Source organism: Nesterenkonia sp. AN1 (genome assembly GCF_000582475.1).
Classification (GTDB): Bacteria; Actinomycetota; Actinomycetes; order Actinomycetales; family Micrococcaceae; genus Nesterenkonia; species Nesterenkonia aurantiaca.
This window is the reverse complement of sequence record NZ_JEMO01000040.1, coordinates 1-13,461: the sequence shown is the minus strand read 5'-3', so window position 1 is coordinate 13,461 and position 13,461 is coordinate 1. Positions and strand designations below refer to the sequence as shown.

The 13,461-nt window shown below is 60.1% G+C and carries 13 protein-coding genes and 2 pseudogenes; 9 read left to right on the top strand and 6 right to left on the bottom strand.

The window, feature by feature from the left end; translation table 11 throughout:
- The 3 genes from BG28_RS16410 to BG28_RS13795 form a co-directional block, all read left to right on the top strand.
- Positions 1–463, top strand: a 463-nt coding sequence (locus BG28_RS16410; protein ID WP_235181138.1) for a hypothetical protein, incomplete at its 5' end; no start/stop codon positions are given.
- Positions 387–938, top strand: a complete 552-nt coding sequence (locus tag BG28_RS16925; RefSeq protein WP_084479780.1) for an FdtA/QdtA family cupin domain-containing protein — start codon at positions 387–389, stop codon at positions 936–938. The genes BG28_RS16410 and BG28_RS16925, both read left to right, overlap by 77 nt.
- A gap of 76 nt (positions 939–1,014) precedes the next feature.
- Positions 1,015–2,277: a nucleotide disphospho-sugar-binding domain-containing protein gene (locus BG28_RS13795; protein WP_036478148.1), complete on the top strand. Its 1,263-nt coding sequence runs from the start codon at positions 1,015–1,017 to the stop codon at positions 2,275–2,277.
- Between the two features lie 95 nt (positions 2,278–2,372).
- Here the strand turns inward: BG28_RS13795 and BG28_RS13790 are convergent, their stop codons facing one another.
- The 6 genes from BG28_RS13790 to rfbA form a co-directional block, all read right to left on the bottom strand.
- Positions 2,373–2,570 (bottom strand): hypothetical protein, encoded by a 198-nt coding sequence (locus BG28_RS13790; protein ID WP_036478147.1) that lies wholly within the window; start codon positions 2,568–2,570, stop codon positions 2,373–2,375.
- A gap of 109 nt (positions 2,571–2,679) precedes the next feature.
- Positions 2,680–3,327 (bottom strand): CPBP family intramembrane glutamic endopeptidase, encoded by a 648-nt coding sequence (locus BG28_RS16920; RefSeq protein ID WP_036478146.1) that lies wholly within the window; start codon positions 3,325–3,327, stop codon positions 2,680–2,682.
- A 2-nt stretch (positions 3,328–3,329) separates the two neighbouring features.
- Positions 3,330–4,148, bottom strand: a complete 819-nt coding sequence (locus BG28_RS15190) for a SagB/ThcOx family dehydrogenase (RefSeq protein ID WP_036478145.1) — start codon at positions 4,146–4,148, stop codon at positions 3,330–3,332.
- A 10-nt stretch (positions 4,149–4,158) separates the two neighbouring features.
- On the bottom strand, positions 4,159–5,487 hold the full coding sequence (locus BG28_RS13775; protein ID WP_051501507.1) for a YcaO-like family protein: 1,329 nt from the start codon (positions 5,485–5,487) through the stop codon (positions 4,159–4,161).
- Positions 5,480–6,487, bottom strand: a complete 1,008-nt coding sequence (locus BG28_RS13770; protein ID WP_036478144.1) for a TOMM precursor leader peptide-binding protein — start codon at positions 6,485–6,487, stop codon at positions 5,480–5,482. Before BG28_RS13770 ends, BG28_RS13775 begins: the two co-directional genes overlap by 8 nt.
- 360 nt (positions 6,488–6,847) lie before the next feature.
- Positions 6,848–7,717: a glucose-1-phosphate thymidylyltransferase RfbA gene (gene rfbA, locus BG28_RS13765; protein ID WP_036478143.1), complete on the bottom strand. Its 870-nt coding sequence runs from the start codon at positions 7,715–7,717 to the stop codon at positions 6,848–6,850.
- A 41-nt stretch (positions 7,718–7,758) separates the two neighbouring features.
- Here rfbA and rfbB point away from each other — a divergent pair, with 41 nt between their 5' ends.
- The 6 genes and pseudogenes from rfbB to BG28_RS15560 form a co-directional block, all read left to right on the top strand.
- Positions 7,759–8,763: a dTDP-glucose 4,6-dehydratase gene (gene rfbB / locus BG28_RS13760; RefSeq protein ID WP_200869369.1), complete on the top strand. Its 1,005-nt coding sequence runs from the start codon at positions 7,759–7,761 to the stop codon at positions 8,761–8,763.
- 60 nt (positions 8,764–8,823) lie between these two features.
- On the top strand, positions 8,824–10,233 hold the full coding sequence (locus tag BG28_RS15185) for a sugar nucleotide-binding protein (protein ID WP_369797267.1): 1,410 nt from the start codon (positions 8,824–8,826) through the stop codon (positions 10,231–10,233).
- A 77-nt stretch (positions 10,234–10,310) separates the two neighbouring features.
- Complete coding sequence (locus BG28_RS13750; protein WP_036478136.1) at positions 10,311–10,931, top strand: TetR/AcrR family transcriptional regulator; 621 nt, start codon at positions 10,311–10,313, stop codon at positions 10,929–10,931.
- 89 nt (positions 10,932–11,020) lie between these two features.
- Positions 11,021–11,713, top strand: a pseudogene (locus BG28_RS13745) (IS3 family transposase); the annotation flags it as partial.
- Between the two features lie 260 nt (positions 11,714–11,973).
- Positions 11,974–13,044, top strand: coding sequence for an IS110 family transposase (locus BG28_RS13740; RefSeq protein WP_036478134.1), 1,071 nt, complete (start codon positions 11,974–11,976; stop codon positions 13,042–13,044).
- 16 nt (positions 13,045–13,060) lie between these two features.
- Positions 13,061–13,300, top strand: a pseudogene (locus BG28_RS15560) (integrase core domain-containing protein); the annotation flags it as partial.
- Positions 13,301–13,461: the final 161 nt, after the last annotated feature.

Genomic DNA, 13,461 nt, shown 5'->3' with positions numbered 1-13,461 from the left:
GGGGGTCCCGTGGCTCGACTTTGATGATGTAGTCGATGTTGTCCTAGTTCTGTCTAAGGAACCGGGCAGGAGAAACCGCACTTATGAACTCACCGGGGGCGAGCTCTCTAGCCCGAGGGACCTCACAGACGTTGTTGCCGAAACCTGCGAGGTGCCATTCCATTATGTTTTGCTCGGCGCCGACCAGGCGATTATCGGGATGAGGCGCAGCGGGACGAGCCCGGCACTTGCGGAGCGGCGAGCCTACTACATGATTTTCACAACAGGTCCGGACGCTTTTCCGGTGAACGATACCGTTCGTCGCGCGATTGGACGCGAGTCAGAATCGCCGAAGACAGTGGTCCGACGGCACGCGGCGGAAGCGTACGAATTCTCACTGCGGCTCTATGGGGAGCCTAAAAGTAGGACTACTCCCGTGTCTCAAGCGACGGGCGCAGGAGAGGGCACCGGTAGCGATGCCTGACCGAACCGGTGAATCCATCTCCCCACGCGATGTATCGGGACTACCTTGGTGGGTATCCGAGGTCGCCGAGATTCGGGACGAGCGAGGCGCAGTGGTCGTCCTTCCCGAGGGTGCGAGTGTTCCGCATGGTTTCGATGCGAAGCGCGTGTACTTTCTCTACACCGACTTGCCCTCGGCTCAGCGAGGAAACCACGCCCACACGCGGTTGCACCAAGTTATCGTATGCCTGACCGGGAGCGTTACTGTCGAGCTCGACAACGGACGGGTGACAGAGACTGTCCGGCTCGAATCCCCGAACATAGCTCTCACTGTCGGGCCGTTAGTCTGGCGCCGGCTGCACACCTTCGATCCTGGGACGATTTGCGCCGTCCTCGCCTCCGAGCCGTACGATCCCGAGGATTACCTTCATACGTATGAGGATTTCATAAAGCATTTGGACGACCATGTTGCGCGTAGTGGTGGAGCCGCCTCATGACCGGCCCCAGGGGGTTTGCCCCCGTCGCCAGCTACCTGCTAACCGCCGGAGGCCAAGGGTGTGAGAGGAACACCGGATGAGGTTCCTTTTCACCACCTTCGCCTCGTTACCGCATCTTCAGCTGCAGGTCCCGATAGCTTGGGCGCTCAGGGCGGCGGGGCACGACGTCTGCATCGCAAGCCAGCCCGACCTGATGCGAGAGATTACTTCGAGCGGGTTGACGGGCGTGCCTGTGGGGCAGCCACTCGATCTTGCGGGGTATGTCCGGGACGGTGGCCCTCTGCCAGGTAAGCACTCGGTAGCCGACATCGCTGAGGACAATCCCGAGCTACTGACACCGGCCTACACGACCACCGCGCTCGGCACGTATGGGCGGTTCGTCTCCGGATACCTTGCTGACGACGAAATGCTCGCCGACCTTGTGACGTTCGGGCGGGTCTGGAAACCGGACATGATCGTTTGGGATGCACTTACGTACGTCGGTCCCGTCGCGGCTGAAATCCTGGACGTGCCCCATGTGCGGACGCTCTTCGGTCCGGACTATGTCGCGCACATGCTCGCTCGTCACCGAGAGCATGACCTCGGTGTGGACGACCCTATGACCTCTTGGATACTTGGGCGCCTCGAACGTAGCGGTCATCGCCCCGTGCGCCGAAACGATGACGCGCTGACTCTAGGTCACGCGACAATTGACCCTCTGCCAGGGGTCTTGCGAAGTACGCCGTTTGTCGGTGAGCACCTCCCGATACAGCAAATTCCCATGAGCGCTAATGGCATCTATCCAGCAGTGGCGATTGAACTGCCGAAACGGCCGCGCGTGTGTTTGACTCTCGGTTACTCATCGCGTGCTTACGGGCTACCCGCGCCGTCGGTGTCGGCGATTCTGGAGGGACTCGCGGACTTGGATGTGGAAGTCCTAGCGACCCTAGACTCGTCGCAGCTTAAAGGGACCGTGCTACCGGATAACGTCGTTGCCTCGGACTACCTACCGCTCGACCTCGTGTTGCCCACCTGCTCAGCGATGATTAGCCACTTTGGGATCAACACGCTAAACACCGCAATCAGGCACGGCCTCCCTCAGCTCTACGTGGGAGACGGCTTAGATATGTGGGGCGGTTCAAGAGTTGCGGACAGTATGGTGGCCGTCGGCGTTGCGAAGGCCATACACCACAACGAAATTAGCCCGTCTCTCGTTAGGACGGAACTGTCCGAACTCTTGACTGACCCGGGCTACTCGCGAGCTGCCAGAGCGTTGCAGGAAGAGGTCTCCGCCACCTCTACTCCGCACCAACTAGTCGCAGACCTCGAACGGATTGCCAGAGGAGAGCTCATTGCTTAGGTGTACTTCCTCTCCTCACATCTCAACAAGATCCTTGTTGAGTCCACCAGTTACCGCCGAGACTTAATTTGATACTGGGAATATTCAGTTGTCCGTCAGCCATCCAAGGCATTAGGCTGCTCGTTCGCTGACGATCCCTTGAAAATGCTTATTATGAAGAAGATGATGAGGATCGCAAGAAAAATTCCAGCGGTTCCGAGGGCACCCCATCCGGCCGCGCTGGCGAGGAAATAGACGCCGATGGTCCCTACCACCGCGTATACGGCCCATAATGCAATTTTTCGTCGCTCCATTAGTCCTCCTCAGATTGTGTCTTCTTACGCCGTTGTCCTAGGTCTCGGCACGGCGCATATTCAGCTTAAAGGGAATAGGGTGTCGGTGGAAGGTAGGGGTCGTTCTTGGTCACCACTCGTCAACGGATTTCCTTGAGGCAGCGGGCCTGTCGTCCCGAGGTCGCCGTAGCGCCGTATATGCGTTCCAAGCAACGTGCGCAGTGATAGCGGCGAGGAGCCCGAATGACCAGGCAAGTAGGGACACCGCGATTGAGAAAAGCGCGATAAAACCCATCCCACGCTTGCCATATCTGGTGATATGGAGGCTAGTGAACCCGAGAGTGGAGATCAGGTACGCCCAAGGTAACCCTAGGCCTGTCGCTGCTATCGCCGCGATCGCGACGCCTCGCCATAGAACCTCTTCTGCACCCCCACCGAGGCATAGCAGCAGCCGCCGCAGTCGAGATGGCTCACCCGATCTCGGATGAGGGGTAAACGAGACCAGTACGATCACGACCACAAACGTACAGAGCAACAGCCACCACGGGTCAACGTTGAACTGCGGTTCAGGAAAGCCGACCGTCAAAGCAACGCCCGTGGTCGAAAGACTGGCGATCAAAACGGTTCCGCCGACGTAAAGTAACTCGACGGTCGACGTCCGCAGCCGCCCCCTGAACGGCTTAGAGAAAAGCAACCACGGGAGCCCCTTCCGAACATAAGCGATGTGCGCCAGGCACGAAGTGAGACCAATGCCGACGGCGGCCCCCGAGGCAAACATGGTCAGTCGCGGGGGCCGAGCAGTACCGCGTGCACCGGCGCGCTATCGACCCCGTCGAGACCGGGAATCAGGGCGGTGATTGCGTCGTCGAAGAACCCGCCATAAGTCCTTGCGCTGAGGCCCGCCGCCTCGGCAGCGAGCACGATCGACTGCGCGAGATGGCCGGCCTCGATGTAGCAAAAGCGGGCGCCCCGTGTTCCGTACTTGATTCTTGACCTCGCAAACATCGCTGTGATCACCACGACCATGCCAACGTCTTGCGCTAGGTCACTCGAACCAAGAGCCTCGTGTACTGCCGGCCGCTCGACGTCGGTGATATGCGCCAATTGGTGCCTCATGGGGTCGTAATAAAGGCAGGATTCGCCAGGAATCGTCCCGCCGTCGTTAAGATTCAGAAGAAAAATGTCTAGAGGGTATAGAGCACCAGCAGAAGGTGAAGGTCGCTTCGGGGTGCGCGTGCCGTCCTCCGGTATGGCGCGGTAACTGTGGTGCAGAACGTCCGAAACGGACTGGGCGGTGACTGGACCGTCACGGAACCCGTTTGCGCTGCGTCGTCGGGTTGAGACGTCGTGGAACGAGTTGTGGAGGGGGGCGGGATCAGGCAGCGAAATTGCGGGCCGGTGCGGGTATGAGCGCGCGCTCCGCGAAGTCATAGCCTGCAACTCGGTCGATCGCTGAATTCTCGCTGCGCCGCTTAAGTCGTCACTGATCGTCGCCCGCGACAGTTTCGAGCTCTCGTGAAATTGCTCTGCCACGTCGTTAGGACCGGGGATGCCGCGAGAGTAAATCACGCGCTCAAGGTTCGAGCTGTCGTACTGCACGCATAGCCTCCTATGGGAAGGGGTGGGGAATGTGGTTAAGCGAGGAAAGGTCTCGCAGCGGTTCTCCTGCTGCGGCCAGCATGGCAGCGTCGCGCAATCGCGGATGACCGAGATAGCGATACCGGTAGGACACGTCCAGGGGCTGCATTTCCGGCGAGAACGCACGGATGACGAAGCCGCCGGCTTCCCGCACGTCTGGCGAAGTGACGTCGACGCTGTAGATGGTGACGCCTCGCTCAGCGAGTCGTATAACGAGGGCCTCGACGGAGGCGAGACCGGCCGGTGCGAGGACGCCTTGGATGTCTGCGACCGCCCGGTGCTCCTGGCTCGCGTCGAGGAAGTCTAGGTATTCGTACATAGCCGGGTCGCTGAATAGGTCGATGTGGTGCTCGAAGTCGACGATAGACTCAAACCAGTTGGAGTCGACGAGGCACGGGGAGCCACTTCGAACCCGCTGGGCTGCCCAGGAGCGAGATCCGACCGCCTCGCTCATCGCCTTTATGCACGCGACCTCAGGGCGAAGGGCCGCAGAGGCCCCTACGCCGATGGGACCGTGGCCGCCGACTGCCGGTCGGGCGACGGCGAGGACAGCCGGAACGCCTGTGAAGACGCTCAGGTCGATCGCAGAGACCTGGAGGCCTGTGGGGGCCACATGGCGTCTTACGAACGACGCGAGACTTGGGTGGGAGTTGGTGTCGATACGTGGGAGCGTCAATTGGTGGTACCAGGTGAGCATGAACGCGTCGCGCTCGACAAGCTCGAGTATTCCAGAGAGCAGAGCCGCGTAGGGCTCCGTTCCGAACGCGAGACCATTCGATGTAGAGGTGTGGATCCGTGGCGCGCCAGGGACCTCGGTAAGGTAGGCGAGCTGTGCTGGGATCAGAACCCTGCGTCCGCTCAAAACCTCACCTGACTCAATCCACGGCATCGTGGTGTCAGGACCTGGTTGAGTGAGGCCGAACCCATCCTCAGCCAGCTGCTCGTCCGTAAAGATCCGCAAAGCCTCCGTGGGGAGCACTGAGGCCCCTCCATCGGCCAGATTCCTTTCTGTGCCAGTAACGAGGCGAGACGGTTCGATCCAACAGGCGCTGTAGCGCTCGAGGGCCTCGCCGATTGCCGCAGCACTCGCGCTATGTTGGGTTGCAGCATCGCCACCGCTGTTTCTCGGTGTCCGAGAGCCGATGAGCGGAGCTGCGCGGGCGGCGTACGCTCCGACGGAGATCGTGTGTAGGTCGGCCACGTCGTGCAGACGGTTGAAGGTTTTCCTGACGATTCCGACGAGGTCGGAGGAATAGGTATCGACCTGGTTGCGCGTTAGGCCCCCCGCTCGTTCAACCATGCTGCGACGCCTCCGGATTCACGCTGACAGGGAACCAGATCTGTGGCGCGCCGGTGCCTCTTGCGTGCGAGCACGCAGTGCATCGTGGGACGCGGAGCAAACGGTGCGATGTTATAGAGAGCTCGGTGGCGGTGTTCGTTAGGACACGGATGAATCCGGGTGTTGAGGTGGGGCCGTCGAACCCCGAGATGACGAGATCGAGCGCGACCTGCGCAACCATCCCGGCGACGAAAGCGTGGGACAGAGATGAGGGATGATTCGTCTGGCCCGCCCTGACGATGGTCGCCTCCTCCAGTTCGGCGGAGACGGCGTCGTCAGGGAAGTTTGAAAGGCGTCGGAGCCGATAGCATTCCGCACACGCGGATGTCTCCGGTGCGATTAGCGGACCGACGATCGACCGAGAGCCGTCGAATGGTTGTACGAGCAACCACGGGGTCCTCGCCTCATCCTCGAGGCGCTCGAGGTTGAAGCGGCCGATGTGCTTCGCGTGCTCACCGTCCGCGACGTATACGATCAGATCGATCGATGCGTGTCGCTCCGTATCCGGGTCTGTGTTAATGCCGAGGTGAGCAAGCTCGCCGCGGATAGCCTTCGCCACGCCTCCATCACCTTCGATGCGCACCGAAGCGAGCTCGAGTGATTTAAGAAAAGAGCGCATCGATATCGGTCTGCTTGCTCGGCGACGTGTCTCGAAGTACATCTCAAGCTGAGATGAGTTCTTCATCTCGGCAATGAGCGAAACTGCGAGCCCCGTGTTCGTCAGCACCTCCATTAACTCAAGCGCAATGTCTCGGTGTTCCTGAGGTAGCGACGCCGGAATCGTCACTTCAGGACCGGACGCCGAGAACAGCGTCTCGGCGATCTCTACAACCGCCCGGTTCGCGATCCGGTGGATCGTTGGTCCGCTCTGTAGAAGTAGCGCGCGTTCGCTCGTCACTGTCATTGTGAGCGCCGGATCGAGAGCCCAAGAATCGGGTGTTGTGGCGACGTTTCTTCCCATGCGGTTTCTCCTCCGGCGTGACACGCTTACAGGTAAACGGTTCTCTTCGGCAATTGTCTCAGAATCGAATGAATTGGTGACTGATTTCACCTTGAAAACCAGGTGAAGCGTGCTCGCCTGAGTCGGTGACAAGATCCGAAAGCTCCACCTGGCAGTGATGCGCGTCTGCGCTTCGAGGGGACGACGACGATGTCGACACCAAGTCTTCGCCAACACCAACGGTAGATAGCTGGCTGTGCGGCGCTAGCCTGCCTATGCAGCGTGTTGATGACGACGGTACGCGTCGTGGACCACCTATCAATGGACCAGGCGCACCCGCACGGCAATCAACAAGGGTGCCTTTCGGACTTCCAGGGCCCCTCACAGGCCGCGTTCCAAGATTTTCAACAGGTAGGTGCCGTACCCCGACTTGATCAGGGTTTCAGCTCGATTTCGCAGCTCCTCATCGCTGAGCAGGCCTGTGCGCCATGCGACCTCTTCAGGCGCACCAACTTTGAGTCCCTGCCGGTTCTCCAACGTGCGGACGAAGTTAGAGGCATCGTTTAGGTCCTCGAAGGTACCGGTATCCAGCCAGGCAGTGCCCCGGGGTAAGATCTCCACCGAGAGTCGACCCCGCTCCAGGTAGGTGCGGTTGACATCTGTGATTTCCAACTCTCCACGGGCGGAGGGACGCAAGGATTTGGCGATCTCTACGACTTCGGCGTCGTAGAAATATAATCCCGGAACTGCAAAGTTACTCTTGGGGGCGGTGGGTTTCTCTTGGAGAGATACGACGGTCCCGTCCCCATCAAATTCGACAACGCCGTAGGCTGTCGGGTCGTCTACCCAATGGCCGAAGATCGTCCCGCCCTCGACTTCGGTATGCCGTCGTAGCCGGGCGCCCACTTCGGTGCCGTAGAAAATGTTGTCTCCGAGAATGAGGGCCACTCCATCGTCGTCGATGTGCTCTTTGCCGAGCAGGAACGCTTGGGCAATTCCGTCGGGAGAAGGCTGGGCTTTGTAGCTCAATGTGATCCCGAACTGCGAGCCGTTGCCGAGTAACCGCTGGAACTGCGGGGCGTCATCAGGTGTGGTGATTACAAGGATGTCTTCGATACCCGCGAGGATGAGTGTAGACAGCGGATAATAAATCATTGGCTTGTCGAATACAGGCATCAGCTGTTTGGAGATTCCCCAGGTGATCGGATGAAGTCGGGAGCCGGTTCCGCCGGCGAGGATAATTCCCTTCATAATAAGATCACTCTATACACTCCTCGTTGAGGAAGGCGCTGATCGACGTGCAGCACATTCTGGTGACCGGCGGAGCTGGTTTCATCGGAGCCAACTTCGTCCGTCATGTACTTGGACAAACTGACATGCTGGTTACTGTCCTGGACAAGCTGACTTATGCGGCCAACCCCGCTTCTTTAACGGGTCTCCCGAGCGGACGTATGCGCCTAATTGTCGGAGACATCTGCGATGAGGTCCTAGTGAACGAGCTCGTCGCCGAGGTCGACGCGGTCGTCCACTGCGCCGCCGAGTCGCACAATGACAACTCCCTGGATAATCCGTACGACTTCGTTCGGACCAACGTCGTCGGCACATTCACCCTGCTGGAAGCGGTTCGACGGCACGATCGTCGGTTCCACCACGTCTCCACGGACGAAGTCTACGGAGACCTCGCATTGGACGATCCGATCAAGTTCACCGAATACACCGCATACTGTCCCTCCAGTCCTTACTCGGCGAGTAAAGCTGGATCCGACCACCTCGTGCGAGCCTGGGTGCGTTCATTCGGGGTAAGGGCCACAGTGTCGAACTGTTCGAACAACTACGGGGCGTACCAACACGTCGAAAAATTCATCCCAAGGCAGATCACTAACCTCATCGACGGTGTTCCACCTAAGCTCTATGGCGAGGGGCTCAACGTCCGCGACTGGATCCACGCTGAGGATCATGCCGCCGCTATGCTACGCATTTTGCGCAATGGAAAGATCGGACGGACTTATCTCATTGGTGCGGACGGGGAGCGCAGTAACCGCGAGATCATCGAGATGATCCTCCTGGCCTTCGGCCGCGACCCGCAGAATTTCGAGCTTGTCACAGATCGTCCGGGTCATGACCTGCGCTACGCCGTCGATGCGACACCGTTGCGCCAGGAGCTCGGCTGGACCCCCCAGTATGGGGACTTCTCGGAAGGCCTGGCCAAAACCGTGCGGTGGTACCAGGAGAACGAGGAGTGGTGGCGCCCGGTCAAGCACGCTACTGAGGAGCGCTACACACGGCAGGGCAGATGAAGTGGCGTCTGCAGAGACGTCGGCGGATCTGCTGGCGACACGGATTCGGATAGGAGTGTCTTGCTGACAGTCGAGAGGACACCGATACCTGGTCTGTTGGTGGTGCACCTGCCGCTTCATCGGGACACTCGTGGCTGGTTTAAAGAGGACTGGCAGCGCGAGAAGATGGTCGCCGCAGGATTGCCAGACGTTTATTTCCGGCAACACAACATCTCCTACAACGCGACAGTCGGCACGACTCGGGGCATTCACGCTGAGCCTTGGGACAAATACGTTTCAGTCTCCCGGGGAGGGGCATTTGGCGCTTGGGTCGACTTGCGCGAGGGGAAGACCTTCGGACGGGTACACACCGAGCGTCTGGGACCTGAGATTGCGGTGTTCGTCCCTCGGGGAGTGGGCAACGCCTTTCAGGCCCTAGAGCCGGAAACTGCCTACACCTACTTGGTGACCGATCACTGGTCCTCTGCGGCGCAGGAGCGCTACACCTTCTTAAACCTGAATGATGAGACAGCGGCGGTGCCCTGGCCGATTCCTCTGGACGCCGCCGAACTATCTGAAAAGGACCACCATCATCCAAGGATGTCCGCCGTGATCCCCATGCCTCCAGCTCCGATTCTGATCCTCGGAGCCGGAGGGCAACTCGGCACCGCCTTGGTCGAGACCTGTCGAGCGCGAAACATCCCTCATCGAGCCTTCACCCGTGAGATGTGGGACTTGAGCCGTCCGGAGAGCTGGCCGGTATCGCAAGTCCGCGACGTCCGTGCTGTGGTCAATGCGGCTGCCTACACCCGTGTGGATCGCGCCGAGACGTCGCAGGGCCGCGAAAAAGCCTGGAGAGTTAACGCCACAGGCGTCGCTGCGCTAACAGCACTGTGTCGGGAGTCCGATACCCCGTTGATACACATCTCTACTGACTATGTCTTTGACGGCGCACTGCCAGCCGAGCAGGAATACGGCCCGACACACCCGGTGTCCCCGCTTTCGGTGTACGGACAAACCAAAGCGGCAGGAGAGTCAGCGGTGCGGACATGGACGAAGCATCACATCGTGCGGACCTCCTGTGTCATCGGTACTGGAAAGAACTTTGTCACTACCATGCGTGACCTGGCTGAGAGCGGCGCGAACCCCGTCGTCGTCAACGATCAATGCGGCCGACTGACTTTCGTCGACGATTTGGCCAAAGGGGTCCTCCAACTTGTGACGGGTCCAGCGGAATTCGGCACCTACCATTTTACGAACACCGGGCCGGCCCTGAGCCGGTATGAAGTTGCCCGACAGGTCTTTGAGCTCAGCGGTCATGATCCAGACCGGGTGAGTCCGACTAGCACCGAGTTGTATTGCGCGAACAGGCCTGGTGCGGCACCTCGGCCACCCAACGGTCGCCTGCTCCAAGACGGCGTGGCCGAGGTCTTCGGAGAAGTACCGCCTGCACGACGTCGTCTCGAGGAGCATCTGCGGCACTATTACTGAGTTTCATACTTCTTCCACTGCACTGCCCCCAGCACTCGCGGCCCTCAGATCTATCCTGATCGTACTAGAATCAGTACATGCGTACTAAAAACGAGCTAGGAAATGGCTCTCACGGGACCGTTGGTGGTCGAGCCCGACGTGACCAGATTGAACGTGCAGCTGCTGAGGTGCTGGCCGACATCGGTTACGCCGCCACCTCCGTCGGTCGCATTGCAGAGCACTCAGGGGTCAGTAAAGGAGTCATCACCTATCACTTCGCAAGCAAGGATGAGCTCCTGCGTGGGATGGCTCTACGCGTGTTTCAGGAGTGCACAGCCCATATCGACGCACGCACCTCTGATGTGATCACCCCTGTTGCACGTCTGCGTGCAGGGCTCAGCGCGGAACTAGATTTTTTCTCGTCGCGGCGGATGGAATTCCGCGCGATGGCGGAAGTCGTGGCAAACCATCGCAATGCAAGCTTTGTCCGCGCATTCCAAGACGTGTCCACCGCGAGAACCGAGGCCCTTGTGGACCTGCTGGTCGAGGGTCAGGCGCTGGACCAGTTCCGTGCATTCGACGCCAATGAAGTCGCACACTTGATCTCTGCTACCAAGAACGGTTTGCTCGACCGATGGTCTTCTGACGAAACTCTCGACCTGGCAGCGGTCTCAGCGACGGTCCTCCACTTTGTCGAGCGTGCTGTATCGACCCGCTAAGGGACCTCTTACCGAACGTTCTTCGTAGCCATCTCGTGCAGAGGTGCCTCGTAACCGGCGACGAGTAAAAACGAGTTCAGGTGGTGAGCGAGATAGTCGCCTTCATCGAGGCCAACAAGGACCACGTCATCGACGGCCGTCGACTCGGAGTCGAGCCCATCTGCACGATCCTGCAGGTGGCTCCGAGCACCTACTACGCCGCAAAGCACCGAGCCCCCTCAGCTCGGAGCCTCAGAGATGCTGAGCTGATCCCACAGCTGGTGAAACTCCATGCCCAGAACTACGGGGTCTATAGAGCCAGGAAACTCTGGAAAGCCGCGAACCGGGCCGGCCTGAGCATCGGCCGCGATCAGACGGCGAGACTGATGCGCCACGTCGGCCTCGAGGGTGTTCTTCGGCGCAAGAAGATCCGCACCACCACACCTGACCCGGAAGCGCCCCGGCATCCGGATCTGGTCAATCGCGAGTTCACCGCGATCGCGCCGAACAGGCTCTGGGTCACCGATCTGACCTACGTGCCGACCTGGGCCGGTGTCGCCTATGTCTGCTTCATTATCGATGCCTTCAGTCGCACGATCGTCGGGTGGCGGGTCGCTTCCACTATGCGCACCGACACCGTGGTCGACGCGATCGAGATGGCCCGCTGGTCGAGAGGACCGCGGCATGAGCAGCTGCGGTGCCACAGCGATGCAGGATCTCAATTCACGTCGATTCGCTACGGCGAGAGACTGGCAGAGATCGGGGCGACCCCCTCGATCGGAACCGTTGGGGATAGCTATGACTGTCAGTCTGTTCTTGCCGGTTCGAGGCTTGTTCCGGAAGTCCTGGCCGCGACGGTCTGACCCTTGCTTATGACTGACCCACATGGTGTCTTGGCGTTGATCTGTCGACCGTCCGGCCGGGCACGCAGCAAGCGCTGCCGCCGGACCGGGCGTGACCTAATAGGAGCCTGGAGCAGATTTTGAGAGCGTCCCCGTGACAGTCCTGTCCACCCGCCGGCGACAGCGTGAGACCACGCTAACCGGCAAGGAGACAGCACACCATGACCACATTCGAAACAGTTCGATCCGGGTACGTCGTGATCGGAGTCGACACCCACAAGCACGTCCACGTGGCCGCCGTGATGGACACGGTTGGCGGGATCCTCGCAACGCTGACGATCACGACCGATACTGGCGGCTTCAAGCAAATGTTGGAATGGGCATCTAGCTTCGGGAAGGTCCTCGGGTTTGGGATCGAGGGCACAGGTTCCTACGGCGCCACGTTGACATCGTTCCTTCGACGCCACGGCCACAAGGTGGTCGAGGCTGGCCGCCCTGATCGCCGCTCGCGGCGCGCGAACGGCAAGTCCGACACGCTCGACGCCGAGAACGCGGCCAGGTCTGTGCTTGCCGGATTTGCCACCGCGACACCGAAGACCGCCGACGGTGCGGCCGAGATGATCCGTCAACTCAAAATTGTCCATGATTCCGCTGTCACGGACCGGACCGCAGCAATGGTCACGATGAAGGCAATGCTCGTGCACGGCTCAGATGAACTACGTCGTGAAACGAACCGCAAAACCCAGATCATGCTCGCCCGTCACCTCGCGGCTCTGCGCCCACGGGCACTGGAGAGTCCCGACGACGCGCTGCGTCATTCGCTGCGGTCCCTGGCGCGCCGCTGGCAGCAGCTCGATGCTGAGGCCAAGGAGTTGACCTCGATGATCGAACAGCTCGTCACCGGCACGGCCCCGCAACTTCTCGAACAGTTCGGCATCGGCGTCGATACAGCCGCGGAGATCCTCATCGTCGTCGGAGACAACCCCGAACGCATCCGCTCCGAGGCCGCCTTCGCCAAGCTCGCAGGCATCAGTCCCGTCCCGACCGGCTCAGGAATGACCAGCGGGCGACACCGCATCAATCACGGTGGCCATCGACAGCTCAACGCCGCGATCTATCGCACCGTCATCGTCCGCATGCGCTTCCACGAGCCGACCATCGCCTACGTCGCCCGAAGAACCGCCGAGGGCAAGAGCAAACGCGAGATCATCCGCTGCCTCAAACGCTACGTCATCCGCGAGGTCTACCACCTCGTCAAGGTCGACCCCAGAACCGGCGAAATCGCCAGTTGACAACTATAGGAGCGCCAATGCTCTGGCTGAGACCGTGAACGGCTACTACAAGGCCGAGCTCATCCGAGGTCCGGTGCGCGCTCAGCGGGGTCCGTGGAAGACGGTCGAGGATGTTGAGCTGGCGACTCTGGGGTGGGTGCATTGGCACAACACTGAGCGGCTTCATGGGTACCTCGGTGATAGGCCGCCGGCTGAGTTCGAGGCCCTGTTCTACGATGACAACACCAGATCCGCTGAGCTGGTGGAATCCCTATAGCCGGAGTCTCCATCAAACCCAGGGCGGTTCAGTAGACCTAACTGAAACGGAGCAAGCTATGCACTTAGGTGCCCAAACTGGCTTGTGGCCTTGTCGCTGCGCTGAGGCCTTGGCACCCTAGAAGGAGGTTCGCTTCTAGTTGTAAGAGGGCGTGACGTTAT